23 protein-coding genes and 3 tRNA genes are annotated in these 25,059 nt (G+C 63.3%); 13 read left to right on the top strand and 13 right to left on the bottom strand.

Annotation, left to right across the window (positions count from 1 at the left end; genetic code table 11):
• The first annotated feature begins 2 nt into the window (after positions 1-2).
• Positions 3-575, top strand: coding sequence for a helix-turn-helix transcriptional regulator (locus K3163_RS05350; protein ID WP_221553368.1), 573 nt, complete (start codon positions 3-5; stop codon positions 573-575).
• Between the two features lie 19 nt (positions 576-594).
• Here the strand turns inward: K3163_RS05350 and secF are convergent, their stop codons facing one another.
• Genes secF through yajC form a run of 3 tightly spaced genes read right to left on the bottom strand, consistent with a single transcriptional unit; the run spans position 595 to position 3,546 of the window.
• Positions 595-1,572, bottom strand: coding sequence for a protein translocase subunit SecF (gene secF, locus K3163_RS05345; protein ID WP_221553361.1), 978 nt, complete (start codon positions 1,570-1,572; stop codon positions 595-597).
• A 12-nt stretch (positions 1,573-1,584) separates the two neighbouring features.
• The gene (secD, locus tag K3163_RS05340; RefSeq protein ID WP_221553350.1) at positions 1,585-3,180 is read right to left on the bottom strand and encodes a protein translocase subunit SecD; all 1,596 of its coding nucleotides are present in this window, start codon (positions 3,178-3,180) and stop codon (positions 1,585-1,587) included.
• 39 nt (positions 3,181-3,219) lie between these two features.
• Positions 3,220-3,546, bottom strand: a complete 327-nt coding sequence (gene yajC / locus K3163_RS05335) for a preprotein translocase subunit YajC (RefSeq protein ID WP_221553348.1) — start codon at positions 3,544-3,546, stop codon at positions 3,220-3,222.
• A gap of 202 nt (positions 3,547-3,748) precedes the next feature.
• Between yajC and K3163_RS05330 the strand changes: the two genes are divergently transcribed.
• Positions 3,749-3,825 (top strand) — tRNA-Pro (locus tag K3163_RS05330).
• A gap of 54 nt (positions 3,826-3,879) precedes the next feature.
• Here the strand turns inward: K3163_RS05330 and K3163_RS05325 are convergent.
• Positions 3,880-4,305 carry a hypothetical protein gene (locus K3163_RS05325; RefSeq protein WP_221428860.1) on the bottom strand — a complete coding sequence of 142 codons (426 nt, stop codon included), beginning with the start codon at positions 4,303-4,305 and terminating at the stop codon, positions 3,880-3,882.
• A gap of 157 nt (positions 4,306-4,462) precedes the next feature.
• On the opposite strand from K3163_RS05325, the gene K3163_RS05320 reads away from it, so the two are divergent.
• Positions 4,463-4,873, top strand: coding sequence for a holin family protein (locus K3163_RS05320; RefSeq protein WP_221553346.1), 411 nt, complete (start codon positions 4,463-4,465; stop codon positions 4,871-4,873).
• 53 nt (positions 4,874-4,926) lie between these two features.
• Here K3163_RS05320 and K3163_RS05315 read toward each other — a convergent pair whose 3' ends face one another.
• Positions 4,927-7,176, bottom strand: coding sequence for a copper-transporting P-type ATPase (locus tag K3163_RS05315; protein WP_221553344.1), 2,250 nt, complete (start codon positions 7,174-7,176; stop codon positions 4,927-4,929).
• 107 nt (positions 7,177-7,283) lie between these two features.
• Here K3163_RS05315 and K3163_RS05310 point away from each other — a divergent pair, with 107 nt between their 5' ends.
• From K3163_RS05310 to accC, 3 genes are all read left to right on the top strand, one after another.
• On the top strand, positions 7,284-7,718 hold the full coding sequence (locus tag K3163_RS05310) for a type II 3-dehydroquinate dehydratase (protein ID WP_221553341.1): 435 nt from the start codon (positions 7,284-7,286) through the stop codon (positions 7,716-7,718).
• Between the two features lie 74 nt (positions 7,719-7,792).
• Entirely contained in the window at positions 7,793-8,284 is a 492-nt protein-coding gene (gene accB, locus K3163_RS05305) for an acetyl-CoA carboxylase biotin carboxyl carrier protein (RefSeq protein WP_221428864.1), read from the top strand.
• A 3-nt stretch (positions 8,285-8,287) separates the two neighbouring features.
• The gene (gene accC / locus K3163_RS05300; protein WP_221428865.1) at positions 8,288-9,637 is read left to right on the top strand and encodes an acetyl-CoA carboxylase biotin carboxylase subunit; all 1,350 of its coding nucleotides are present in this window, start codon (positions 8,288-8,290) and stop codon (positions 9,635-9,637) included.
• Between the two features lie 126 nt (positions 9,638-9,763).
• Here the strand turns inward: accC and K3163_RS05295 are convergent, their stop codons facing one another.
• The 3 genes from K3163_RS05295 to K3163_RS05285 all read right to left on the bottom strand — a co-directional run bounded on the left by K3163_RS05295 (position 9,764) and on the right by K3163_RS05285 (position 11,012).
• On the bottom strand, positions 9,764-10,051 hold the full coding sequence (locus K3163_RS05295; RefSeq protein WP_221553331.1) for a hypothetical protein: 288 nt from the start codon (positions 10,049-10,051) through the stop codon (positions 9,764-9,766).
• 74 nt (positions 10,052-10,125) lie between these two features.
• On the bottom strand, positions 10,126-10,554 hold the full coding sequence (locus K3163_RS05290) for a GFA family protein (RefSeq protein ID WP_221553329.1): 429 nt from the start codon (positions 10,552-10,554) through the stop codon (positions 10,126-10,128).
• Positions 10,551-11,012: an Lrp/AsnC family transcriptional regulator gene (locus K3163_RS05285; protein ID WP_221553327.1), complete on the bottom strand. Its 462-nt coding sequence runs from the start codon at positions 11,010-11,012 to the stop codon at positions 10,551-10,553. Before K3163_RS05285 ends, K3163_RS05290 begins: the two co-directional genes overlap by 4 nt.
• Positions 11,013-11,266: 254 nt before the next feature.
• Here K3163_RS05285 and K3163_RS05280 point away from each other — a divergent pair, with 254 nt between their 5' ends.
• The 4 genes from K3163_RS05280 to K3163_RS05265 all read left to right on the top strand — a co-directional run bounded on the left by K3163_RS05280 (position 11,267) and on the right by K3163_RS05265 (position 14,560).
• Positions 11,267-12,937: a sensor histidine kinase gene (locus K3163_RS05280; RefSeq protein WP_221553325.1), complete on the top strand. Its 1,671-nt coding sequence runs from the start codon at positions 11,267-11,269 to the stop codon at positions 12,935-12,937.
• A gap of 74 nt (positions 12,938-13,011) precedes the next feature.
• Positions 13,012-13,088 (top strand) — tRNA-Ile (locus K3163_RS05275).
• A 32-nt stretch (positions 13,089-13,120) separates the two neighbouring features.
• A tRNA-Pro gene (locus K3163_RS05270) sits at positions 13,121-13,197 on the top strand.
• A 76-nt stretch (positions 13,198-13,273) separates the two neighbouring features.
• Positions 13,274-14,560, top strand: coding sequence for an MATE family efflux transporter (locus tag K3163_RS05265; RefSeq protein WP_221553323.1), 1,287 nt, complete (start codon positions 13,274-13,276; stop codon positions 14,558-14,560).
• 31 nt (positions 14,561-14,591) lie between these two features.
• On the opposite strand, the gene K3163_RS05260 is transcribed toward K3163_RS05265, so the two are convergent.
• The 4 genes from K3163_RS05260 to K3163_RS05245 form a co-directional block, all read right to left on the bottom strand.
• The gene (locus K3163_RS05260) at positions 14,592-15,803 is read right to left on the bottom strand and encodes a GGDEF domain-containing protein (RefSeq protein WP_221553321.1); all 1,212 of its coding nucleotides are present in this window, start codon (positions 15,801-15,803) and stop codon (positions 14,592-14,594) included.
• A gap of 130 nt (positions 15,804-15,933) precedes the next feature.
• Positions 15,934-17,289, bottom strand: a complete 1,356-nt coding sequence (locus tag K3163_RS05255; protein WP_221553319.1) for a M20/M25/M40 family metallo-hydrolase — start codon at positions 17,287-17,289, stop codon at positions 15,934-15,936.
• 39 nt (positions 17,290-17,328) lie between these two features.
• Complete coding sequence (locus K3163_RS05250; protein ID WP_221428873.1) at positions 17,329-18,318, bottom strand: UDP-glucuronic acid decarboxylase family protein; 990 nt, start codon at positions 18,316-18,318, stop codon at positions 17,329-17,331.
• The gene (locus tag K3163_RS05245) at positions 18,315-19,490 is read right to left on the bottom strand and encodes a glycosyltransferase (RefSeq protein ID WP_221553310.1); all 1,176 of its coding nucleotides are present in this window, start codon (positions 19,488-19,490) and stop codon (positions 18,315-18,317) included. The genes K3163_RS05250 and K3163_RS05245 overlap by 4 nt, the downstream gene beginning before the upstream one ends.
• A 123-nt stretch (positions 19,491-19,613) precedes the next feature.
• Here K3163_RS05245 and ettA point away from each other — a divergent pair, with 123 nt between their 5' ends.
• Positions 19,614-21,287, top strand: a complete 1,674-nt coding sequence (gene ettA, locus K3163_RS05240) for an energy-dependent translational throttle protein EttA (protein ID WP_221428875.1) — start codon at positions 19,614-19,616, stop codon at positions 21,285-21,287.
• Between the two features lie 51 nt (positions 21,288-21,338).
• Here the strand turns inward: ettA and K3163_RS05235 are convergent, their stop codons facing one another.
• A complete protein-coding gene (locus K3163_RS05235) occupies positions 21,339-22,442 on the bottom strand; it encodes an endonuclease/exonuclease/phosphatase family protein (protein WP_221553308.1) in 1,104 nt (367 codons plus the stop codon).
• Between the two features lie 152 nt (positions 22,443-22,594).
• On the opposite strand from K3163_RS05235, the gene K3163_RS05230 reads away from it, so the two are divergent.
• On the top strand, positions 22,595-23,032 hold the full coding sequence (locus K3163_RS05230; protein ID WP_221553306.1) for an FKBP-type peptidyl-prolyl cis-trans isomerase: 438 nt from the start codon (positions 22,595-22,597) through the stop codon (positions 23,030-23,032).
• A 217-nt stretch (positions 23,033-23,249) separates the two neighbouring features.
• Positions 23,250-25,052: a sensor domain-containing diguanylate cyclase gene (locus tag K3163_RS05225; RefSeq protein ID WP_221553304.1), complete on the top strand. Its 1,803-nt coding sequence runs from the start codon at positions 23,250-23,252 to the stop codon at positions 25,050-25,052.
• Positions 25,053-25,059: the final 7 nt, after the last annotated feature.

Genomic DNA, 25,059 nt, shown 5'->3' with positions numbered 1-25,059 from the left:
CCGTGATCAACCGCATCCGCGATATCCGCAAGCAGAAGGGCATGACGCTGGCCGATCTTGCCGAGGCCTGCGATCCGCCGACCACGCCGCAAACGGTGGGTCGGCTGGAAACCGGCATGCGCAATCTCTCGCTCAAGTGGATGGAGCGCATCGGCGCAGCGCTCGGTGTCGAACCGGAAATGCTGGTTCGCTCCGAGAACGCGGCGCATCCCCAGGTTGTCGCGACGCTCGGACAGGCCGGCCCCGAAGCGCTTGCCTCGGCCCGCGACGCTATCCTTGCCACCGATCTCGGCGGCGAAGGTACGCTGGTAGTGATGACGATCGACTACCCGCATGGCGAATACCGCCCGGGCGACCAGCTATGGTTGCGTCAGCTCTCGCCCGAGGAAGCGGCACGCGCGGTCAATCGCGATGTGCTGGTGCCAAAGACCGGTGGCCGCTTTGCATTCGGCCGGCTGATCGACCGGCAGGGCAATCTCGTCGGCCTCCTCCCCCCGGGACATGGCGAAAAGCAGCAGGTCGTCGATAGCCCTGCCTGGATCGGGGTTGCGGAGATGCTGGTCCGCCGCCTCTAGGGGCAGCGGACACGCATCGTCAGACTTCGCCGCGAAGCTTCTTTTCCTGCTTGTCGGCGATGGACTCTTCCGGAACGAAACTGTCCGAGTTGACGCCCATCCAGATGAGCAGCGGTGCTGCCATGTAGATCGACGAATAGGTACCGACGAACAGGCCGAAGGTGATCGCCGCGGTCAGGCCGAAGAGGCTCGTCGGGCCGAAGAACAGCAGCGGCACCAGCGCCACGAGCAGCGTGAGCGAGGTCATCACCGTACGTGCCAGCGTCTCGTTGACCGAAAGGTCCAGCAGTTCGGGCACTTCCATCTTGCGATACTTCTTCAGGTTTTCGCGGATACGGTCGTAGACGACGATCGTATCGTTCAGCGAATAACCGATGATCGCGAGGATGGCCGCGATGATCTGGAGGCTGAATTCGAGCTGGAACAGCGCGAACAGGCCCAGTGTCAGCGACACGTCGTGGAACAGCGCGAAAAGCGCGCCCACGCCGAATTGCCACTCGAAGCGTATCCAGATGTAGGCTGCGACCGCCAGCATCGCGTAGATCAGTGCCCAAGTCGCATCGTTGCGGAACTCGCCCGAGACCTTGCCCGAGACGTTGTCGTTCCCGTCGAGGCGGAAGTCAGGATAGCTCGACTGCAATTCGGCCACCACGGCATTGGCGGCCTCCTGCGCAGCTTCCTTGTCGGCAGCCACTTCGTCAGGAAGGCGAATGCGGATCGAGACCTGGTTGTCTTCGCCGAAGCGCTGCACCACGGGTGAGCCATAGCCCAGACCCTCGATGTCGCTGCGCAACTGCGCGACCGGAGCTTCCTCGCTCTGGGTGAAGGTCGCACGGACCTCCAAACCGCCGGCGAAGTCGACGCCGAAGTTGAGACCCTTGGTCATGACCAGTGCCCAGCTCGCCGCGATCAGCGCGATGCTGACCACGAAGAAAGGCACGCGCCACTTGAGGAATTTGATATTGGTGTCGTCGGGGACGAGCTTGAGAAGTTTCATCGTCCGTCCTCCTTAAATGTTCAGATCCGAAGGCCGCGTCTTGCGCAGCCACCCTGCCACCCACATGCGCGTCAGCGGCACGGCGGTGAAGACCGAGGTGAAGAGGCCGACGACAAGCACGACAGCGAAGCCTTTCACCGGACCCGAGCCGAAGCTGAACAACAGCACGCCGGCAATGAAGTTGGTGACGTTCGCATCGTAAATGGCGCGGCTGGCTTCCTTGTAGCCGTTCTCGACCGCCGCCATCACACGGCGCCCTCGTTTTCGCTCCTCCCGGATACGCTCGTTGATCAGCACGTTCGCGTCGACCGCGGCACCGATGGTCAGGACGAAGCCCGCGATACCCGGCAGGGTCAAAGTGAAGTTCAACATACCCATGATGCCGAGCAGCATGGCCACGTTGATGAACAGCGCGATGGTCGAATAGACGCCGAAGCGGCCGTAGGAGGCGATCATCACGAACATCACCAGGATGGTGCCGATGGCGATTGCGATCAGGCCCTGGCGGATCGAGTCCGCGCCGAGGTCCGGACCCACCGTGCGCTCTTCGACCACCGCCAGGGGGACCGGCAGTGCACCCGAACGTAGCTGGATGGCGAGATTGTTCGCGCTTTCGACAGTGAAGCTGCCTGAGATCTGCGACTGTCCGTTGACGATCGGTTCGAGCATGCGCGGTGCGCTGATCACTTCATCGTCGAGGATGATTGCGAACTGGCGACCGGTGTAGTTGGTCGTCATGACGCGGAAGCGGGTGCCGCCTTCGGGATTGAAGGCGATCGAGACGACCGGCTCGTTGGTCTGCGAATCGAAGCTCTGCTGCGCGCTCGTCAGCGTGTCGCCGCTGATACCGCCGAGGCGGTCGACGACGAGCCCGGTTCCGGGAACGCCTTCGCCTTCCGCCCAGGGGACGACTTCGCCGCCGGAGACAAAGCCGCGTTCGACTTCCTCGACCGTGGCAGCGCGCTGGACGAGCTTGAACTCGAGCTGTGCGGTCTTGCCGAGCAGTTCCTTGAGCTGCTCGGGATCCTGGAGGCCGGGCACCTGCACCACGATGCGGTCATCGCCCTGACGCAGGATGGTCGGCTCGCGCGTGCCGAGACCGTCGATACGAATGCCGACGGTGCGCAGCGCGCCTTCCATTGCCTCGTTGAGGGCGTTCGAAAGGCCGTTCGCGGTCTGGGTCAGCACGAAGCGCTGGCCGTCGACAACCTGCAGGTCCCATTCGCGGACCGGGCCACTGCCGTTCATCAGGTCCTCGATCTCGGCGCGAGCGCGATCGACGTCGCCGGCATCGTCGAGCAGGAAGCTCAGCTGGCCATCGTCGGTCGATACATCACCGATGCGGATACGCGGCTCGGCACGGCGCAGGGCATTGCGAACGCCCTCTTCCATGTTCTCGAGGCGTGTCGCCGCGACGAAGTCGGGGTCGGCCTCGAGCAGGATGTGGCTACCGCCAGCAATATCGAGACCAAGATTGACCGTCGGCTCGGGCAGCTCGGAAGGCCAGGCGTTGTTGGTCAGCGAAAAGATCGAAGGCAGTGCCGCGAGCGCGCAAATCAGCGCGATGCCCCACAGCATTACCTTCTTCCATGTCGGAAAATCGAGCATTGTGGCCTGGTGTCCCCTACCCTGTCGCCTATCGGCGGATCAGTCGTTCGCCGGCTTGGCGGACTTGGCGTTCAGCACTTCGCCGATGGTGTTCTTGACCGCGCGCACCTTCATGCCCTTGGCGAGTTCGAGCTCGACGAACTGCTCTTCCACCTTCGTGATCTTGCCCACGAGACCGCCAGCGGTCACGACCTCGTCACCGCGCTGAAGGCCGGCAACCTTTTCCTGGTGCGCCTTCTGCTGACGCAGCTGCGGGCGGATCATGAGGAACCAGAACACGGCGAAAATCGCGACCCACGGAAGGATCTGCAGCCAGATGGGAGGCTGGGCTGCGGCGGTACCGGAAGCGGCGAGAAGCGTGATCATGGAAGGTTCGGTCTCTTGTTATAGCTAGCGTTCTAGAAAGCGAGGTGGGTCATGCATGGGCATGCTTCAAGAGCCGCCGCGGCGCCCTCCCTCACTTTGGTGGCGGGCGGTTAGCAGCAAACCCGAAAAGTCGCAACGAAATGAGGCGAGAGATGCTTGCCATGTTTCCAGACCCTGCCTATAGGGCCGCTTCCACTGGCTTCGGGACGTAGCGCAGTCTGGTAGCGCACCATACTGGGGGTGTGGGGGTCGCTGGTTCGAATCCAGTCGTCCCGACCAGTGGTTTTCCATCCGATATGTGAAAATGCACCCCGCAATCGGGGCGCCGCGGCTTCAACCGGGGCTCATCGCATTGTCGCCGCCGCTCGCCGCCGCCAACGCAGCCGCGAAGGCTCCGATGACGAGGCCCACGGCGGTGGGCGTACCGATGCCGCCGCCCGAGCTACCCGGAGAGAGATAGGCAGGCGCGACGCAGCCATTGTCTTCCGACCATTCGAGCCAGTCGTCCCAAGTATAGAGATCGCCGTCAGAGACCGCGCGATAGGTCTTTCCGGAAAAACGCCAGGCTTCGGGTGCGTTGCCGGCATCGATCCACTCGCGCCATTCCTCGTCGTAGCGGTCGCAGTCCCAGTCTTCGGGAGCTTCGAGAGCGCCTGCGCTGTCAGAGGCGATCGGCGCCGAATCAGCCTGCGCAAACGCACCGTTCGCCGCAAGCGATGCTGCGGCTGCAAACAGTGCGATCGGTAGGATTCTGCGCATTGCGAGGGTTACCCGAGGTTTCACCTTAAGCCCGTTTCTTACACGCAAAACATGAATTTTCAATGTGCACGAAGCCAAACGCTAACCGTGGATTAACTGCGATCTTTCCTACTCGAACCTCTCTGGTGAGAATGCAGGCCATCAGGAGGACAACCCCATGCCGCTCGTCGAATCCCTCATCGGACCCATCGCCTCGATCATCGACAAGATCATTCCCGACAAGGAAGCCCGCGCGAAAGCCAAGCTCGAACTGCTCGCGCTCGAAGGCTCGCACGAGCTGAAGGCCATCGAAGCGCGCCTTTCGGCCATCGTTGCCGAGGCGAACTCTAAAGACCCATGGACCAGCCGCGCGCGACCGAGCTTCCTCTACGTGATGTACGCCATCATGCTCTTTGCCTTGCCCATGGGAATACTCGGCGCTTTCTCCCCGACGGCAGCGGAAGCGATCGGCAGCGGCATCACCGCCTACCTGCGCGGCCTCCCCGAAGAACTCTATGCTCTCTTCGGCACCGGCTATCTCGGCTACACCGCCGCACGGCAGTGGGGAAAGGTGAAAGGGGTGGATTGATCTACCGACCTTTGGGCGTCCGAAATTGGGTGGAAAGCAGACACGCCGGTCAGCTAGATGTTTATGCTCCTCAGCCGAAGAGAATTGGCCACAACCGAAATTGAAGAAGCGCTCATGGCAAAGGCGGCAATCATCGGACTGATCAGGATACCCATCACAGGGTAGAGAATTCCAGCAGCGACAGGCACACCCAGCGCATTGTAGAAGAGGGCGAAGAACAAATTCTGGCGAATGTTGCGCATCGTCGCCAGCGTGAGTCTTCGTGCACGAACAATGCCATCGAGATTGCCTTTCACAAGAGTAATCCCGGCGCTTTCGATCGCGACATCCGCGCCTGTTCCCATGGCAATGCCAACGTCGGCTTGAGCAAGAGCAGGAGCGTCATTCACGCCATCGCCCGCCATTGCGACCTTGTAGCCCTGCTGCTGCAGATCGCGAACAATGCGCGCCTTGTCTTCCGGCAGCACATCCGCGCGCACGTCATCAATTCCCAGACGCTTGGCAATGGCGACAGCAGTGCGCTCATTGTCCCCTGTGGCCATGATTATGCGGAAGCCCAACTGGTGCAAAGCGGACAGGGCAGCAGGGGTGGTCTCTTTCACCGGGTCTGCCACGCTGATCATGCCGGCAAGCGCGCGCTCGATGGCAACGAACATGACCGTCTCACCTTCGTCCCGGCGCGCACCGGCCGCTTCTGCAAGTCTCGCTGGCTCGAGCCCCAGGTCCTGCATCAGCGCCGCATTCCCGAGCGCGACCGACCTCCCGTCGACGACTCCTTTGACCCCTTTGCCGGTTATGGCCTCGAACATCTCGGTATTCGAAAGCTGCAAGCCACGATCGTGCGCGCCGCTCACGATTGCCTCGGCAAGCGGGTGTTCGGAGCCGCGCTCCAGCGTCGCTGCGACACGTAGCAACTCATCCTCGGTGCTGCCTCCTTCCGAGATGACCGCGATGAGGCGCGGTTTTCCTTCGGTAAGAGTGCCCGTCTTGTCGACGATCAGAGTTTCGATCGTCTCGAAACGTTCCAGGGCCTCGGCATTCTTGATGAGTATCCCTGACTGCGCGCCGCGACCCGTCGCAGTCATGATCGACATGGGTGTCGCCAGCCCAAGTGCACAGGGGCATGCAATGATAAGAACCGAAACAGCCGCGATCAGCGCATAAGAGAGAGCAGGCTCAGGACCGAGAATTGCCCAGGCAATAAAGGCGATGAAAGCGACGCCGATCACTGACGGCACGAACCACCCGGCGACCTTGTCAGCATATTTCTGAATCGGGGCGCGCGATCGCTGCGCCTTTGCGACCATCGCGACAATCTGGCTCAGCACCGTGTCCGCGCCGATCCGCTGGGCTTCGATGATAAGGCTGCCCGTGCCATTGATGGTCGCACCGGTGACCGGATCGCCTTTCGCCTTCTCGACTGGAACGGGTTCGCCTGTGATCATGCTCTCATCGACGGCTGAGTGACCCTCGATGACCCGTCCGTCGACCGGCACCTTTTCTCCCGGCCGCACGCGAAGGTAGTTGCCGACCTGAATTTCTTCGAGCGAAACTTCTTCCTCGCTGCCATCATCGTGAATGATGCGCGCTGTCTTGGATGCAAGATCGAGCAGCGCCCGGATCGCCTTACCCGTTCCCTCGCGGGCCCTGAGTTCCATTACCTGCCCAAGCAGGACCAATACGATGATTACCGCAGCGGCTTCGAAATAGACCGGCACATGGCCATGCATGTCTCGGAAGCCTGCCGGGAAAACTTCGGGCGCGAAGACTGCCGCAACGCTGAACAGCCATGCGGACACTACGCCCATGGAGATCAGCGAGAACATATTGAGGTTCCACGAGGCAAAAGACTTCCAGCCCCGTTCAAGGAAAGGCCAGCCGCACCACAACACCACCGGCGTGGCAAAAACCAGTTCCGCCCATTGCGCACGCCCTTGGCCGATTGCCTCACGGATCGCTCCAAGGCCGATCATCGGCCCCATGGCGATGAGCAAGACAGGCAAGGTAAGGATTGCGCCGATCCAGAAACGACGGGTGAAATCACCCAGTTCCGGGTTAGGACCCTCTTCCGCTTGCGCCGCAGATTCGAGTTCGAGAGCCATCCCGCAAATCGGACATGGACCGGCGTGGGTCTGACGCACCTGGGGGTGCATCGGGCAGGTGAATACCGTCCCCTCGTAGTCCGAAGGAACAAGGTCGTACTTACCACCGCGAGCAGGCTCTCGATACCCGCCAAGGTGACCGCCCTGGCAACTGGCCTGATCGTGATGACCCGACCGGTTATGATCGGCGTCTTTGCTCATGCCGGCATAGTATATTGGTCACACGGGATATTTGCCAGTTTCCGCAATCGGGTCGCTAGCCGACAGTCTGCTTCTCAGCCACGCCAACTGCCGCTAACGCTTCTTGCATGACCAACACCGTCTTCGTCCTCAACGGCCCCAATCTCAACCTGCTCGGCACGCGCGAGCCGGAGATCTATGGCTCGGGCACGCTCGCCGATATCGAGGCGGCCCTGCGCGGGCAGGCCGAGCAGCTCGGACTTGCGATCGACTTTCGCCAGACCAACCACGAAGGCGAGCTGGTTGACTGGCTCCACGAGGCGCAGCGCGAGGGCGCCAAGGCCGTATTGCTCAACGCCGCGGCCTATACCCACACCTCCATCGCCCTGCTCGATGCGATCAAGGCCATCGACGTGCCGGTGATCGAGGTACACCTCTCGGACCCCACGAAACGCGACGCTTTCCGCCACACTTCCTATGTCGGGATGGCCGCAGTGGATTGCGTGCAGGGCCTCGGCCCGCATAGCTATTCCGTAGCGTTGGAGAAGGCTGCCGCTCTGTAAAAGGCTGTCCTTGCCCCTTGTCTTGCACGTCCAGCCGGAGCATAGGCGGGCGCAACAATTATCAAGGGATACCCATGGCCGAACGTAAAGGCAGCGCCGGCAAATCCGGCATGAACGTCGACACCTCTCTCGTGCGGGAACTGGCCGAGATGCTGGGCGACACCGGGCTCACCGAAATCGAAGTCGAAGATGGCGACCGCAAGATCCGCGTATCGCGCGGTGGCGGCGTGGCTGTTGCAGCCGCACCTGCCCCGATGGCGGCACCTGCAGCAGCGCCCGCCCCGGCAGCGGCTGCCCCTGCAGCCGAAGCGGCACCTGCCGAGGCCGACATGGCCGGCGCGATCAAGTCGCCCATGGTCGGCACCTGCTATCTCGCTCCCGAACCGGGCGCAGCCGACTTCATCAAGGTCGGGGACAGCGTGAAGGAAGGCCAGACCCTCCTCATCGTCGAGGCCATGAAGGTCATGAACCCGATCGCTGCCGACAAGTCGGGCACGGTCAAGTCGATCCTGGTCGAGAACGCCCAGCCGGTCGAATTCGACCAGCCGCTCGTCGTCATCGGGTAAGCCATGACGATCTCGCGCATCCTCATCGCCAACCGCGGCGAAATCGCGCTGCGCATCCACCGCGCGGCGCATGAAATGGGCATCGAGACGGTAGCGGTTCACTCCACTGCCGACGCCGATGCGATGCATGTCCGCCTTGCCGACCAGGCCGTGTGCATCGGCCCGCCCGCGGCGGCCGACAGCTATCTCAACATCGCCAACATCATCTCGGCTGCGGAAGTCAGCCATGCCGATGCGATCCACCCGGGCTACGGCTTCCTTTCGGAGAATGCCAAGTTCGCAGAGATCGTCGAGGCGCACGACATCAAGTGGATCGGGCCCAAGCCCGAACACATCCGCACGATGGGCGACAAGGTCGAGGCGAAGCGTACCGCCGGCAAGCTCGGCCTCCCGCTGGTCCCGGGCAGCGACGGTGCAGTCTCGGAAGTCTCCGAAGCACGCAAGATCGCCGACGAAATCGGCTATCCCGTGATCATCAAGGCCGCTTCGGGCGGCGGTGGCCGCGGCATGAAGGTCTGCGAGAGCGAGGACCAGCTCGAAACGCTGATGCAGCAGGCGGGCAGCGAGGCGAAAGCCGCTTTCGGTGACGCCACGGTCTATATCGAGAAGTATCTCGGCAATCCGCGCCACATCGAATTCCAGGTCTTCGGCGACGGCAACGGCAATGCGATCCATTTGGGCGAGCGTGACTGTTCGCTCCAGCGCCGCCACCAGAAGGTGCTCGAAGAAGCGCCCTCCCCCGTCATCAGCGACGAAGAACGCATGCGCATGGGCGAGATCTGCTCCAAGGCGATGCGCGACATGGGCTATCGCGGTGCGGGTACGATCGAGTTCCTGTGGGAGAACGGCGAGTTCTACTTCATCGAGATGAACACCCGCCTGCAGGTCGAGCACCCCGTGACCGAAGCCATCACCGGCGTCGACCTCGTGCGCGAACAGATCCGCATCGCCGCAGGCAAGCCGCTTTCGGTCAAACAGGAAGAGCTGGAGTTCAACGGCCACGCGATCGAGTGTCGCATCAACGCCGAGGACCCGTTCACCTTCGCACCCTCGCCCGGTGAAGTGAGCTATTACCACCCGGCTGGCGGCATGCATGTGCGCGTCGATAGCGGTCTCTACGCCGGCTACCGTATCCCGCCCTATTACGACAGCATGATCGCCAAGCTGATCGTCTACGGCCGCAACCGCGAAGGCTGCATGATGCGCCTCAAGCGCGCGCTGGAGGAAATGGTGGTCGAAGGCGTGAAGACCTCGATCCCGCTCCACCAGGCATTGCTCGAGCAGGACGATGTGAAGAGCGGCGACTATTCGATCAAGTGGCTCGAAGAGTGGCTCAAGGAACGCGAGGACTAAGGTCCGGCGGCCTGGCCTTTCGGGCTAGCTTACAACCGTGAAAACAAACATCGGCAGGCCGCAGTGCGGCGCTGCCGATGTTTCATCGTGACCTCGGTCCTCACCCGGGGGCGCGGACCGATGCCGTTATTCGAAGTACTGGCAATAGGTCGCGCCGTACTGCGCCTCTTCGAGACCGGCGGCTTTCGCCTGTTCTTCCGACGCGTAGCGATTGCCGTCTTCATCGCAGATCACGATGGTGTCTTCAGCGACAGCTTCGCTCGTGGCGGTTTCGGCTTCGGTTGCCGGATCGACCTCGGTGCCGCTTTCGGTTGCCGCTTCGGCTTCGACTTCCGCAACCTCGTCGGGCGCGCCGCAGGCTGCTGTGAGCAGCAATATGGTGCCTGCTGCAGCAGCGGTGATCAGCTTTTTCATAGGGGCTCCTCTCTCCAACTCGCCAAACCGGTAGCACGGGCCGTTGCTATAGCCCAAGTCCCCGGACTCTGACCTCAGTCGAAGGTAAATCCGGCCGCCTTGGCCTCGGCGATGATCTCTTCACCGGTGAGCCGCGGGTGGTCGCCCTGGATGCGGCTCCATTCGGCGGCCTCGTCGACAAAAATCTCTTTCTCGACATCCAACCGGGCCGCCTCGTCGAACAGGCCGGCGGAGAAACTGCGATTGCCGGTCGGCAAGAAGCGGAACCACAGATTGCTGCCGCATTTCGAGCAGAAGCCGCGCTCCGCCCAGTCGCTCGAGCGATAGACGGTCGCGTTGTCCTCGCCGGTGATCGCAACCCCCTCGCCCTCGAGCGCGGTATAGAACGCACCCGACCAGCGGCGGCACATGTCGCATTGACAGATTTCGATGTGGTTCTTTGCGTCGGTCAGCTCGATGGTGATCGCCCCGCAAAGGCAATGGCCCTTGATGCTCCCGCTCAAAGCGGGACGCCCGGGTCGTTCTTGCTGGTGCGAATCGTCAGCGAAGTCTTCACGCTGGCCACATTGGGCGCAGGCGTGAGCTTGCTGGTCAGGAACTCCTGGAAGCTCTGCAGGTCGCGGCTGACGATCTTGATGATGAAGTCGATCTCGCCGTTGAGCATGTGCACTTCGCGCACTTCGGGCAGCTCGCGCATCGCATCTTCGAATTCGCGCAGCGCGTCCTCGGCCTGACTCTTCAGGCTGACCATGGCGAAGACGGTGATCGAGAAGCCAAGTTTCGACGGATCAAGCTCTGCGTGATAACCGCGAATTACCCCTTCTTCCTCCAGCGCGCGCACGCGGCGCAGACACGGGGGAGCGGTCAGGCCGACGCGATGGGCCAGCTCGACATTCGTAATTCTGCCCTCGTCCTGGAGTTCGGCGAGCAGCCGACGATCGATATCGTCGAGATTGGCCATCGTTCTGTCTTCCTCAAAAACAAGCGCAATCGCGCGAACTGCCTCCGGCGATTGCTGGCGCACAAGAAATGTTGAAAAGGCGCAACCAACCGATTGGCTAACATTATTATCTTTGCCAGCAATTGTCCCACATTGCAACGCATGACAACGAGGCGATGGTCAACCAGCACTTAACTATGTCCATTGTCCAAGGGTGAATGTGCCTCTGGCATGCATAAACCTGCGAATTTCCGCCCGAAAAGGACGATATTGGAATGCACTTCGACGACCGCCTCGCCACGGTGCTGCGCATCCGCGCAGCCAGCGAGCGTGCCGCGAAGACACAATTCCGGCAGTTGATCGACCTTCTGGGCGAGCGTCCACAGGCCGGCGACAAGGCGCTGAAGGCCGCTGCCTACCTGCGCCTGATTGCCCTCGGCGAGATGATTTCCGTTGCCGAACGAGCCCGAATCGTCGGCGAGAGCGGTTGGCGCTTCCGCAATCCGGAGCTGGTCAAATGGTTCGGCGAGGCGCATCCGCAGATCGCTGCCGCCGCGCTTTATCGCGCGCAGCTTACTGCGGTCGAATGGGCAGAACTGATTCCGCAGCTGCCGATCCGTGCCCGTGGTTTCCTGCGTCACCGCAAGGACCTTCCTGCCGAGGCCGAGCGCGTGCTCGACCGGCTTGGCGTATCGGACCGCGCGCTTCCCGAGCCCGAGCCGCTCGAGCTCATGGACGAGCTGGCGCCGCCCGAAGAGGACGAGACACCTGCGCCAACGCCCGCTTCTGCGGAGGAAGAACCTACGCCGCGTCCGGCGCCGGGCAAGGAAGACGTTCGTGCGCTGGTCGACCGTATCGAGAGCTTCCGCAAGGCGCGCACGGGCGAAAAGGACACCGCCGATGCACCGCGCCTGCCGATGGGCGAGGAAGAGCGCCCCCTGCCGCCGCTGGATCACTTCCTTTTCGGTGCCGATTCCGCAGGCCGCGTCGACTGGGCGGAAGAGAGCATCGCGCCGATGATACTCGGCACCGACCTCACCTCGCTCGGTTCGCAGGCTATCGAGCAGGCGATTTCGCGGCGCCAGCCGATAAGCGGACTGCGCCTTACCCTGCGCGGTGCCGAGCGGATCGAGGGCGACTGGATCGTCGATGCCGCGCCGCGCTTCACCCGCGGGGAGGGACGCTTCTTCGGCTATGTCGGCCGCTTCCGCCGCGCAGTCTCCGACGTCACCGATCGCCGCGAGGCCGAGGCGGACCGCCTGCGACAGTTGCTCCACGAGCTGCGCACGCCGGTCAACGCGATGCAGGGATATGCCGAGATCATCCAGCAGCAGATGATCGGACCGGTCCCGCACGAATACCGCTCGCTCGCAGCGACCATCGCGGGCGATTCGGCGCATATCCTTGCAGGCTTCGACGAACTCGATCGCCTTGCGAAGCTCGAGGTCGGCGCGCTCGACCTCGAAGCTGGCGAGGCCGATTTCGCCGCCATCGCACGCCGCCAGGTGATGCAGCTTCAGACCGTGCTCAGCCCGCGCGTCGCGCGGTTCGATGCCTCGCTCGGTGAGGCGCGCGCACCGCTCGCACTCGCACAGTCCGAAGCCGAGATGCTCTGCTGGCGCCTGCTTGCCACTCTCGCGGGGGCAACTGGTGCAGGCGAGACGGTGAAGCTGCACCTCGACACGGCAGCCGAGCAGATCGAGCTGGCGGCCGACCTGCCAGCGGCCCTGCGCGAGGCGGAGAACGTTTTCGCGGTAGAGACGCGTCCTTCCGGCAGCACTGTCAGCGCCGGAATCTTCGGTGCGGGTTTCTCGCTCCGGCTGGCCCGCGCCGAGGCGCGCGTTGCTGGCGGCGATCTTACGCGGATTGGCGACCGGCTGGTGCTCTCGCTCCCCCTCCTCACCTTGCAGGACATTCTACCCAGCCCGGAAAACGCATCGGGTTGAGCATGACCCGCTTCTCGCCGCTTGCCCTCTCGCACCGGCGGCGCTAGGCGGCGGGTTCGCCGGACGGATGGCGGGGGCCCGTAGCTCAGTTGGTTAGAGCTGGCCGCTCATAACGGCTAGGTCGCGGGTTCGAGTCCTGCCGGGCCTACCAATCCGCGGGTCCGGTAAATGTCGACGTCGTGTCGGGGAGTGGCGCAGCCTGGTAGCGCACTTGTTTTGGGTACAAGGGGTCGCTGGTTCGAATCCAGTCTCCCCGACCACGTCGACGATATTGCAGGAGAGCGAGACCTGACCGCAGCCGCCTCCCCCTCCACTTCCAGGCCCATCGACACCCGCGTGATCTGGGCGATCGCGCTCCCCGCGATGGTGACCAATGTCGCCACGGCCCTTATCGGGATCGGCGACATGTGGATCGTGGGCCGGCTGGGCGATGCACCGACACAGGGCGCGGTCGATATCGGCGCGCGGCTGTTTGCCGTCCTCTTCACGGTCATGAACTTCCTCAAGACCGGGACCACGGGGCTGGTCGCACAGGAAGGCACACGTTCGGGCAGTGAGGCGCAAGCGGCAGTATTGCTACGGGGACTGCTCGTGGGCCTCGCGATCGCGGCGATCCTCCTGCTCGCAAAACCGCTGCTGCTGCCATTCCTGCTGGATGCCCTGGGCGCAGAGGACGAAGTGCGCGCTGCTGCCGTAGTCTATGCCGACATTCGTTACTGGAGCGCGCCCGCGGTCATGGCGAATTTCGCCGCCATAGGCTTCCTTGTCGGCCAACGGCGCATGAACACCGTGCTGGTGCTCGAGGTCGCCTACAATCTGCTCAACGTCGGACTGGGTCTGTGGCTCACACTCGGCCTCGACTGGGGCATTGCCGGGATCGGCTGGTCGAGCTTCATCGCCGAATACGCGAAGCTCGTTGCCGTCGCCGCGCTGCTGCTTGGCGGGGCGAGCGGTGCGACGATCCTGAAGCGCGCACGCGAAGGCGGTATCGCTCGCCTTTCCGAACTGCGCCCCTTCCTCTCGGTCAATCGCGACCTCTTCTTGCGCACGGTGGTCCTGATGATCGCGCTGGCCGGCCTCACTCGCCTCTCGGCAGAGCGCGGCGCGGTCGTGCTGGCGGCGAACGGCATCATCTACCAGCTATTCGTTTTCACCGCGCTGCTGCTCGACGGATTCGAGAACGCAGCGCAGGTCCTCAATGGCGAGCGTGCCGGTGCAAGCGACCGCGCGGGCTTCTCGGCCTATGTGCGCGCGATCATGCTGCGCGGCATGGCGGCCGCAGCCCTTGTCGCGATTGCCTTTGCGATCCTGGCCGATCCGATCCTCGCAAGTTTTGCAGCGACGCCGGCCGTCCGCGAGGCGGCACAGGCGCTCGGGGTCTGGCTGATCGTCATCCCCTTTGCCGGCGTTGCCGGTTTCGTGCTCGACGGGGTCTTCGTCGGCGCAAGCTGGACGCGCGCATTGTTGATGACGATGGTCGGTGCCTTTGCGATCTATGCGCTATGTCTCTGGCTGAGCTGGCCGCTGGGGAGCCATGGATTGTGGCTCTCCTTCACGGCATTCCTCCTTGCCAGGGCCGCGCTGCAAATCGTTTTTATGCCGCGACTGCTGTCGCGCATCTAGGCAGGTCTGGAAGGTAGCTGCGAGAGCGCGATCAGGCTTTCGCGCGCAGGTCCGACGTGTTCGGCACGAGCTGGGTCACACTGGCGCTTCGGCCCTTGTCCTCACCATCGGCCAGTGTCCGGTTCCGCCCTTCCTGCTTCGCCTTGTAAAGCGCCGCATCGGTGCGAGCGAACAGCTTGCCGTAGCCTTCGCCTTCCTTCCGGCCGGCCACGCCGAAGCTGGCGGTCAGGCGGTGATCGTCCGGCATGCCTTCGACCTGCGTCGCGCCAAGGCGCTTGCGGATACGTTCGGCCATGGCGACCGCGGCTTCCCCATCGCAGTTCCAGGCAAGGACACAGAACTCCTCACCACCGATCCTGCCGGCGAGGTCCGTATCGCGGATAGTATCTTCGATGACGTGGCCGAAAGCGGCGATTGCCTTGTCGCCGACCTGATGACCCCAGACGTCGTTGACCGACTTGAAGTGATCGATATCCGCCACAACGAGCGAGACGGGAATACCTTCGATCTTCGCCTTCTCGATCTGGGCGACGACGTCCTGCTCGAAAGCGCGGCGTGTCCTCAGGCCGGTGAGCATGTCCCTTTCGGCGCGCTCGCGCACGGCCTTGATCTGGTCGTAGACGCAGGCACCGACGAGAACCATCGCCGCGACCAGCGAGATCAGCGAAAGCGACAGGTTCACGACCGAGTAGTAGATCGATTCCCGATAGGCATCCGCGGCAATCGAAGATTCCACCAACAGGGTCAGCACCGGGCGGATAAGGAACTGGGCTGCAAGCAGGGCTTGGGCAGCAATGATCAGCTTGTCGATCGCCTCACGCTGGTGCGCACCCAGCAAGGTCATAACGCCGATGAGGTACATGGCACCATAGCCGGTGTTCACGATGATCAGGCGCGGCGCGATGTCGGACGACATGACCACGGCGATAGCCAGCGTAGCCGCGGACAGGCCGTATATGGTCAGGTGCACTCCCAGATAGGGCGGCTGGCCTACGCGCGTCGCGAGGCCCCACAGCGCGCTGACAGTCGATAGCGTGTAGAAGAACTGGGTTACGTGGAAGATGTAGAGGGTGCTCGTGTCGAGCAGGTGCGTGGCAGCAAAACCGATGCAGAAAAACAGGTAGGACGCGGCGAAAGCGAGCACGTAATTGCCCATCTTCCCGCGGTTCCACATCACAAGGAACACGAGGATAAAGACCACCGCCATCGTAGGCGTAATCAAGCCGATAATCTGTTCTCTCATGGTTCCGCCCCGAACCTCCTTGCCCCCTGTTAGGCATAGAAGGTTAACGGGTACTTAGGGTGACGCGTTCTTACAAGTTCTGTCCGAAAAATGTCGAACCTATTGCAAACTGGTCACAATTGAGACCTTCCTAAAGTGCGTCGGGCATCGAGATCGGCTCTGCGCGATTGGCAAGCACGCCGACAACTGCAGTCCAGACAGCGACATTCTGGCGCAGCTGGACAGGGTCGATCTTGTCGAGCGTGTCGTCGGCGGTGTGATGCAGGTCGAAGTATCGCGTTCCGTCCTGCTGCAGGTCGATCAGCGGACCGCCCTGCTCGCGCACGAGGTTGAGGTCGGCACCGCCGCTGGCAGTGATACCGCTGGGCGCGACGCCGAAGCGGCCGACTGCAGCGGCCAGCTCGCGGTAAAGCGCCGGATCGCTGGAGGTGAAGTTGCTTTCGAGGCGCCAGATGCGGTCGGCACCGAAATCGCTCTCAAGACCGACATAGACCGGCTCGTCCAGATGGGCCTCGGCATAGGCCTTCGAGCCCCACAGGCCCGTTTCCTCTGCTCCTGCGAACAGGAGGCGGATCGTGCGCAGCGGCTGGCCTTCGGCGGCGACATGCTTGGCCGCCGCCGCGATGATGCCGCAACCCGCGCCGTCGTCAATCGCACCGGTTCCCAAGTCCCAGCTGTCGAGGTGGCAGGCAAGGAGGACCGGCGGCAGCGAGGGATCGCGGCCGACGATTTCGCCCACGACATTGCCGCTGCGCGTCATGCCGAGATCGCGCGGGGTCATGACCAGTTTCATGCGGATCGGCGTGCCGTCGGCGCGCTCGAACATGCGCTCGAGATTGTCGGCGTCGGGATTGGAGAGCGCGCCTGCCGGCGTGGGCGTTACGCCCTCGGCGAAGGTGGTGGTACCGGTGTGCGGCACGCGGTGGCTGTCGGTACCGACCGAACGGATGACGGTGGCCAGAGCGCCCTTGCTCGAGGCAAGCGAAGGCGCCGTCCAGCGCGCCGGGCCTGCAAAGCCATAGTGCGAGCCGTCCTGCGCTGCCCGCATGTCGTGGCTCACGAAGGCGATCTTGCCATCGAGGCTACCTTCCTCAGCCGCGACGAGATCGGCATAGCTCGGGAAATAGACGACTTCGGCCTCGATCCCTTCGGGGCCGGTCGAGGTGGTCGTCGAGAGCGAGGTGATCGCCATCGGCTGCGCGAAAGGCGCGGTCACTTCGGCGGTCTCGATCCCGCGCACCCAGGTCGGCATGTCGAAGGGCTCGTCGGCAACATTTGCGAAGCCGTTGGCGCGCAGCCAGTCCATTGCCCATACCCGGCCGCGTGCTTCCTGCTCGGTGCCCGGCATGCGCGGGCCGACCTCGGTGGTGATCCCTTCGACGAAGTCCCAGGCGAGCGTATCGCCTGTCAGCGCGTCATCGGCGCGATCGGCATGAGCGGGAACGGAGAGCGAGAGCGCGGCGAGCGCGAGAAGCGACTTGTTCATGGCGCGGCTTGCTAACAGCGCCAGCGGCGATGCCAAGCCTCAATCGGCCTTCGCGTGTCCGCTTTCCTCGAAATAGGCGATCGTCTTCGCGAGGCCGTCGCGCAGTTTCGTGGTCGCTTCCCAGCCGAGCATTTCGCGTGCCAGCGAGGTATCGGGTCGACGGCGACGCGGGTCGTCCTGCGGCAGCGGCTTGTGCACCAGCTTCGACTTGCCGCCGACAATGTCGAGCACGGTCTGGGCCAGTTCGAGCATCGAATATTCGCCCTCGTTGCCGATATTAACCGGGCCGGTAGTGTCGGCATCGGTGCCCATCATCCGCACGCAGCCATCGATCAGGTCGTCGACATAGCAGAAGCTGCGCGTCTGCTCGCCGTCGCCGAAAATGGTGATGTCCTCGCCCCGCAGCGCCTGCAAGATAAAGTTCGAAACCACGCGACCGTCATTGGGGTGCATGCGCGGGCCGTAGGTGTTGAAGATGCGCACCACCTTGATCGGCAGGTCGTGCTGGCGGCGATAGTCGAAGAACAGCGTCTCCGCGCAGCGCTTGCCCTCGTCATAGCAGGAACGCGGGCCGATCGGATTGACGTTGCCCCAATAGTCCTCGGTCTGCGGATGGATTTCCGGGTCGCCATAGACCTCGCTGGTCGAGGCCTGCAGGATCGGCACGCGCAGGCGCTTCGCAAGGCCGAGCATGTTGATCGCACCGATCACGCTGGTCTTGGTCGTCTGGACCGGGTCGAACTGGTAGTGGATCGGCGATGCCGGGCAGGCGAAATTGTATATCTCGTCCACTTCGACCGACAGCGGCATGGTGATGTCATGGCGCAGCAGCTCGAACCGTTCATGGCCGAGCAGGTGAGCGATGTTCGCCCGCGCGCCGGTGAAGAAGTTATCGACGCATAAGACTTCATGTCCGTCAGCGATCAGCCGGTCACAAAGGTGCGAGCCGAGGAAGCCCGCCCCGCCCGTCACCAGCACGCGCTTGGTCAGCGAATAACGCGCCAGGGCGCCGGGTTTCGCTTCACTCATGTCTCGGAAATCTCCTGCCAGAATTGCTGCGCGCGCGCGGCGCCTTCGCTCGCCGGGTCGAACAGCGCCTCGACCGCATCGGCGAAGCGCTCGGTATCGCCTAGCGGCGCGCGCTCTGCAGTCGCCTCGGAATAGCGTTGCCACGCAAGCTCGCTCTGCGAAAGCGCCAGCATCGAGCGCGCGATGCTTTCGACCGACTGCGGCTCCACGACATAGCCGGTGACCGCATTGCGCACGAGCGCGTCGCGCGAACCGACGGCATGACTTACGATCGCAGGCACGCCAAACGCAGCCGCCTCGTTCACCACCAGGCCCCACTGCTCTTCCGTGCTGACGAGGCACAGCGCCAATGCGCGGGCCAGCCGCTTCGACACGTCCTCCGCGCGCAGGAAGCCTGTGAACTCGACCCCTTCGCCCGCTTGTGCCTTCAGATCGTCGGCGAGCTCTCCGTCGCCGGCCAGAACGAGACCGCGTGCCGCATCGCCCGCCAGCTCGCGGTAACGTGCATATCCGGCCAGCAGCGCCGAAAGGTTCTTCTTTTCCACGAAACGCCCGACGAAGAGGAAATCGCGATCCTCGAAGCGCACCGCCTCGCCGCCGCCCTGCTCGCGGATACGGTCGAGGCCGACCGTATCGTAGCCCGGCAGTATCGGCTTGTCCCCGAAGCCCAGGAACCTCAGATAATCGCGCTGCCTCAGACCGCCAACGATGGCCGCCTTGTAGGGCGAGAGCACCCTCGCCTTCGCCGCCTCGCGTGCCAGTACACGGGGAAAATCGTCGAACTTGCTCTCGGTCATCATGACCATGCGCTTGCCCGTGGCAGCCAGCCGCCACGAGAGCGCGATGATGTCGCGTTCCGAGTAAGGGACGCCAACGCATACCATGTCCGCGCCGCGCAGAGCCTTCATCGCGGCGCGGTAGCGCGCGAGGTGGCCGACCTCGTCATAGCTCTTGCCGGGAAACAGCGTGATGTGCCGTGCATGCTCGATGCCCTCGGCAGGCTCCCAAGCATAAGTCGCGCTGGTGGTGGCATATTCGACAGCAAGCACCTCGGCGCGCCCCGCCAGCCTTCGCGCGGCCGCTTCCACGCGGTCGACGTGATAGGCCGCGAACTGCGAAAACAGGATCGCGACCTGCGGCAATTTTCCTGACTGACCCGGCTTCTCGCTCATTGTGAAATTCGCCTAGGCGAGCCGTGTGCCAAATGCCAGTGCCACCTTGCCCCGAGGGCACCGTGCCACTATCTGCCCCACCAACTCTCCCATTCTCGCAAGATCGATTCAAGGATTCGCCCGATGGCCGCGCAATACGCCTTCGTCATGAAGGACATGACCAAGACTTTCCCCGGTGCCCAGAAGCCGGTGCTCAGCAACATCAACCTGCAGTTCTACCAGGGTGCCAAGATCGGCATCGTGGGTCCGAACGGCGCGGGCAAGTCGACGCTGATCAAGATCATGGCCGGCATCGACAAGGATTTCACCGGCGAAGCATGGCCGGGCGAGAACATCACCGTCGGCTATCTCGAGCAGGAGCCCGAGCTCGACGAGAGCAAGACCGTGCTCGAGAACGTCAAGGACGGCGCGCGCGAGATCGCCGACATGGTCGAACGCTTCAACGCGATCGGCATGGAAATGGCCGAGGAAGGCGCCGATTTCGATGCGCTCAGCACCGAGATGGCCGAGCTGCAGGACAAGATCGACGCGGTCGACGGCTGGACGCTGGACAACCAGCTCGAAGTCGCGATGGAAGCACTGCGTTGCCCTCCGGGCGACTGGCCCGTCACTGATCTTTCGGGCGGTGAGAAGCGCCGCGTCGCGCTCACCCGCCTGCTGATCCAGAAGCCGTCGATCCTGCTGCTGGACGAACCGACCAACCACCTCGACGCAGAGAGCGTCCAGTGGCTCGAAAACCACCTCAAGGATTATGCAGGTGCGGTGCTGATGATCACCCACGATCGCTACTTCCTCGACAATGTGGTGGAATGGATCCTCGAACTCGACCGCGGCAGCTACTACCCGTACGAGGGCAACTACTCGACCTACCTGGAAAAGAAGGCAAAGCGCCTCGAGCAGGAAGCACGCGAGGAAAGCGGCCGTTCGAAGGCCCTGTCACGCGAACTCGAATGGATCCGGCAGACGCCCAGCGCACGCCAGACCAAGTCAAAGGCGCGTATCCGCAAGTTCGAGGAACTGCAGGAGAGCCAGAAGGACCGCAAGCCCGGCAAGGCGCAGATCGTCATCCAGGTGCCCGAGCGCCTTGGCGGCAAGGTCATCGAGGCCAAGAACATCTCCAAGGCCTATGGCGACAAGCTGCTGTTCGAAAATCTCTCCTTCATGCTGCCCCCGGGCGGCATCGTCGGCGTGATCGGTCCGAACGGCGCGGGCAAGTCCACGCTGTTCAAGATCCTGACCGGCAAGGAAGAACCCGACAGCGGTACGGTGGAAATCGGCTCGACCGTCCACCTCGGCTATGTCGACCAGAGCCGCGATCACCTGAACCCGAAGAACAACGTCTGGGAAGAGATTTCGGACGGCCTCGACTACATGAAGGTCAACGGCCACGACACCTCGACCCGCGCCTATGTCGGCGCGTTCAATTTCAAGGGCGCGGACCAGCAGAAGAACGTCGGCAAGCTCTCGGGCGGTGAACGCAACCGCGTCCACATGGCCAAGATGCTGAAGGAGGGCGGCAACGTCCTGCTGCTCGACGAACCGACCAACGACCTCGACGTGGAAACGCTGGGCGCGCTGGAAGAGGCGATCGAGAACTTCGCCGGCTGCGCCGTGGTCATCTCGCACGACCGCTTCTTCCTCGACCGTCTGGCAACGCACATCCTCGCCTTCGAGGGCGACAGCCACGTCGAATGGTTCGAGGGCAACTTCGAAGCCTACGAAGAAGACAAGCGCCGCCGCCTCGGCGATGCTGCGGATCGTCCGACCCGTTTGGCGTACAAGAAGCTGACGCGCTAATTCCAGCGCCGGAGACGAGAGGGTCGCGCTAGCTGGCGCGGCCCTTTTTCTTTATCCCGCCTCACCCTCCACGGCATCTTTCGCCGTGTCCTCTTCGAATTCCTCCATCACCTCGCCCGCCTCTTCCTCGTCGTCCTCGTCGGGCGCTTCGGCTTCCTCGTTGCGCGCCTTCGCGCGTTCGGGGTCGAGGCACAGGCGGGCGATGACCGGGCGGTGGTCGGAGCCGACGCTCTCGCCAACGCGCATTTCGGAGAAGAGGAATTCTTCGGTCATGAACAGGTGGTCGAGCGGCCAGCCAAGCCACACCATGCCCGCCGGGAAGGTCGCATAGGTCCCGCGGCCGCGACGCGGGTCGAGAAAGCCGCCGATATCCTTGAACAGGCGCGTCGTGTCGGACCAAGCGACATCGTTGAAATCGCCGATCGCGAGCACCGGCAGCGCGAGGTCCTGCGCCTTCTTGGCGGCCATGACGATCTCGGCATCGCGTTCTTCGGTGTCCTGGTCGGGCACGGGCGGGCGCGGATGGAGGGCGATCATGCGGAAGTCGTGCCCGCCGACCGAAAGCGTCGCGAAGACCGAGGGCGTGTCCTTCTGCGCGAGGTCCTGGATCGAGGCATTCGTCATCGGCAGCTTCGAGGCGAACATGATGCCGTAGGTGTTGTCGAGCGGTCGGTCGATCCGTCCGGGGTATCTCGCCAGCGCGGGCGCGACGGCATCGGCCCAGGCTTGGTCGGTTTCCATCAGAAGGACGATATCGGGATCGAGCCGCTCGATGAGATCGATCGTGCGGCCATATTCGCGGTTATCCTGCAGTACGTTCAATGTGAGCGCGGTGAAGCAGCCGGTGCGATCGGTCTGCTGCTCGGCCACGCGCGCGACCTCGGTGCCTGCAAGCGGGGTGTAGGGAAGCACGCGGTATGCCTGCCAGATCGCGAAGGCGGCGAGCGCCAGCGGGAGCCACGGCCGCCAGCCGCGGTCGAACTTGGCGAGCGCAGCAAGGCATAGGATCATCGCGACCAGGATCTGGATGCGCGGGAAGTCCCATATGCGGATCCACCACTGGTTGAGATCGGTAGTGCTGAGCAGCGATCCCGCCACCAGCAGCACGGATACGCCGCGCAGCGCCCAGATCGCGGCCTTCTTCCAGCCTGTCATTTCAATTAGCCCCCTTGTTGTGGCCCCATCGCCCACTTCGGTTGACTCGCTACCGGTGGGTTGCGAGACTCTGTTGTGAAGACGCACGGCATGCTGCCGCGTTCCCCGGGGCCCATCTGCCCCACCAATCGAATTCTCCGAAAAGGAATACCATGACCACTCCCAAGAACGGTGACACCGTGACCATCGACTACGTCCTCAAGCGGGGCGACGGAGAGGAAGTCGGCACTACCGCGCAGACCGGTCCTCAGGACCTCCAGCTCGGCAGCGGGCAGATCTTCCCGCAGATCGAGGAGGCGCTCACCGGCCTCGAAGTCGGCCAGAGCGCGACGGTCGCCATCGAGAGCGACAATGCCTTCGGCCCGCGCCGCGAGGAGCTGGTGATCGACATCCCGCGCGCCAACCTGCCGCCCGAACCCGCCCCGCAGCCCGGCATGGCGCTGCAGGCCCAGTCCCCCGACGGCCAGCCGATGACGCTCATCATTCTCGAAGTCGGCGATGAAGCCGTGAAGGTCGACGGCAACCACCCGCTCGCTGGCGAGGACGTGACCTTCGAACTGACCCTGCGCGACATCAAGCAAGCTGCCTGACCTGGTTCCGGCGGACGATTACACCCGGCATATACTGCCGCAAGAAAAGTGATCGTCCGCCACTCGCGCCTTACTTGACCCCCTGTCGTAGAACTGTCGCAAGATTGCAGTAATTGCGTTCGGCAAGAGCAATCATGGTGATCGTGGTTACTCGCTAGTGGTGCACTGCATCATTTGTTAAGGCGAAAGTCAGAACCCCTGGTCCATAGGGGTCAACATGGGGGTTATTCATCAGGTGAACGGTAGTCGCGGTCCGGCCTATTTCGGCTTGCCGATGCTCTATGGCATCGCCTGGCTGGTCTGCGCTTTCGTCGCGCTGGACCTGACGCAGGGTGCCGACGGCATTGCCGCGGTCTGGCCCTCCAGCGGTATCTTCGTTGCCGCCCTCCTCCATTTCGGACCGCGCCGCCGCGCGATGACCGCCGGCTGGATTGCCGCTGCAAGCATGGCGGCGAACCTCTGGGCAGGCTCGGGCTTCTTCGCCACCGTCGGCTACACCATCGCAAACCTTCTCGAAGGCTATCTGGTATTCGCGCTGATGGGCGGACGGGCGCGCACCAACATGATGCTGTCGAAGCCGTGGAACATGGCGCGCTTCGGCGCAGCGGCGATACTTGCAGGTTCCTTCAGCGCACTGATGGCAGGCGTCCTGTCGGGCAACCTCACCCTCGCGTTCCTGAGCTCATGGATGAGCACGGTGACGCTTGGCATGCTGATCGTAACGCCGGTGATCCTGTTCGTTGCACAAGACCCGCATGGACACCGCAACCTGGTATCGCTGCGTGCGCTCTGGACCGTCATGGTGGTGGCGATCCTCAGCATCGCTGCCTTCGGACAGGCCGATATCCCGCTGCTGTTCCTGCCGGTCATGGCCATGGCGATTGCTACTGCGACGCTCGGTCTGAGCGGCGCGGCGGCAGCGCTGGTCATCATAGCGACCATCGGCTCGCTGCTGACCGCTGCGGGCACGGGGCCGGTCTCGCGCTTCTTCCCGGTTACCGAGACGCAGGTCCTCTTCTTCCAGCTCTACCTCGTGGCGCTGCTCATTTCCTCGATGCCGCTCGCCTTCCTGCTCGCCCAGCGCGGACGCGATCTTGCGGAAATCGCGGAAACCGCCAGCCTCCTGGAGACTGCAGAGCGAACCGCCAAGGTCGGGCATTGGCGTTTCAGCCCGCTCGACAATTCGGCCCGCTGGTCGCGCGAGGCCCTGCGCATCTGCGGCTATGACGAGGATGCCCAGCCCAACCTAGAGGACTGGTTCGACCTGCACCACGAAGACGACCGCGCCCGCGTTCGTTCCTTCATCGTCGAAGCGACAAGCCACGCATTGCCCTTCGCTTTCGAAGCACGCATCCGGCGCACCAGCGGCGAGATCGTCCATATCGACTGTCGCGGCGAAGCCGAGGCGGATGCGAAGGGGCGCGTCGTAGCGCTCTTCGGCACGATCATGGATGTGAGCGAGAGGGCCGAGACCATGCGCCAGCTCGAGGCCGCCCGTGCCCGCGCCGAACGCGAGGCTGCCGAAGTGCGCAATCTGGCAGAGACCGATCCGCTTACCGGCATGCCGAACCGCCGCTGCATCCTCGCCAACCTCGCAGAAGCGATGGACGCATCGGAAATCACCGGCGAAGCGCTGTCGGTCGCGATGATCGACATCGATCACTTCAAGCGCGTGAACGACGAATTCGGTCACGGCGTCGGCGACAAGGTTATCAAGCAAGTCGCCGATATCCTGTGCGACGAGGCGAAGGACAGCGACACTGTCGGACGTATCGGCGGAGAGGAATTCCTGTTCGTTTTCCCGCGCCGGCGCGCTGGCGATCTGGGCGTCCGCTGCGAAGCCATCAAGGAACGCATCCTTGCCGCCGACTGGGAAGAACCGGTCGAAATTACCCTGAGTATCGGCGTGGCGGAACTTGCGACCGGCTGGGACGAACGCGACCTCATGCGCGCTGCCGACAGGGCGCTCTACGAAGCCAAGCGCGCCGGCCGCAACCAGCATTCGGTGCACCAGAGCTAGCACCACT

The sequence above is a fragment of the Qipengyuania xiapuensis genome (assembly GCF_019711395.1).
GTDB lineage: Bacteria > Pseudomonadota > Alphaproteobacteria > Sphingomonadales > Sphingomonadaceae > Qipengyuania > Qipengyuania xiapuensis.
This window is presented reverse-complemented; position numbering and strand designations above follow the sequence as displayed.

Bases quoted from the DNA above. Each gene is read 5' to 3' on its own strand.
- K3163_RS05325 (WP_221428860.1), bottom strand. From the start codon at position 4,305: ATGCGCAGAATCCTACCGATCGCACTGTTTGCAGCCGCAGCATCGCTT.
- K3163_RS05320 (WP_221553346.1), top strand. From the start codon at position 4,463: ATGCCGCTCGTCGAATCCCTCATCGGACCCATCGCCTCGATCATCGAC.
- K3163_RS05255 (WP_221553319.1), bottom strand. From the start codon at position 17,289: ATGAACAAGTCGCTTCTCGCGCTCGCCGCGCTCTCGCTCTCCGTTCCC.
- K3163_RS05310 (WP_221553341.1), top strand. From the start codon at position 7,284: ATGACCAACACCGTCTTCGTCCTCAACGGCCCCAATCTCAACCTGCTC.
- K3163_RS05260 (WP_221553321.1), bottom strand. From the start codon at position 15,803: ATGAGAGAACAGATTATCGGCTTGATTACGCCTACGATGGCGGTGGTC.
- K3163_RS05245 (WP_221553310.1), bottom strand. From the start codon at position 19,490: ATGAGCGAGAAGCCGGGTCAGTCAGGAAAATTGCCGCAGGTCGCGATC.
- K3163_RS05315 (WP_221553344.1), bottom strand. From the start codon at position 7,176: ATGAGCAAAGACGCCGATCATAACCGGTCGGGTCATCACGATCAGGCC.
- K3163_RS05225 (WP_221553304.1), top strand. From the start codon at position 23,250: ATGGGGGTTATTCATCAGGTGAACGGTAGTCGCGGTCCGGCCTATTTC.
- K3163_RS05250 (WP_221428873.1), bottom strand. From the start codon at position 18,318: ATGAGTGAAGCGAAACCCGGCGCCCTGGCGCGTTATTCGCTGACCAAG.
- secF (WP_221553361.1), bottom strand. From the start codon at position 1,572: ATGAAACTTCTCAAGCTCGTCCCCGACGACACCAATATCAAATTCCTC.
- K3163_RS05230 (WP_221553306.1), top strand. From the start codon at position 22,595: ATGACCACTCCCAAGAACGGTGACACCGTGACCATCGACTACGTCCTC.
- ettA (WP_221428875.1), top strand. From the start codon at position 19,614: ATGGCCGCGCAATACGCCTTCGTCATGAAGGACATGACCAAGACTTTC.
- accC (WP_221428865.1), top strand. From the start codon at position 8,288: ATGACGATCTCGCGCATCCTCATCGCCAACCGCGGCGAAATCGCGCTG.
- secD (WP_221553350.1), bottom strand. From the start codon at position 3,180: ATGCTCGATTTTCCGACATGGAAGAAGGTAATGCTGTGGGGCATCGCG.
- K3163_RS05280 (WP_221553325.1), top strand. From the start codon at position 11,267: ATGCACTTCGACGACCGCCTCGCCACGGTGCTGCGCATCCGCGCAGCC.
- K3163_RS05295 (WP_221553331.1), bottom strand. From the start codon at position 10,051: ATGAAAAAGCTGATCACCGCTGCTGCAGCAGGCACCATATTGCTGCTC.
- K3163_RS05235 (WP_221553308.1), bottom strand. From the start codon at position 22,442: ATGACAGGCTGGAAGAAGGCCGCGATCTGGGCGCTGCGCGGCGTATCC.
- yajC (WP_221553348.1), bottom strand. From the start codon at position 3,546: ATGATCACGCTTCTCGCCGCTTCCGGTACCGCCGCAGCCCAGCCTCCC.
- K3163_RS05285 (WP_221553327.1), bottom strand. From the start codon at position 11,012: ATGGCCAATCTCGACGATATCGATCGTCGGCTGCTCGCCGAACTCCAG.
- accB (WP_221428864.1), top strand. From the start codon at position 7,793: ATGGCCGAACGTAAAGGCAGCGCCGGCAAATCCGGCATGAACGTCGAC.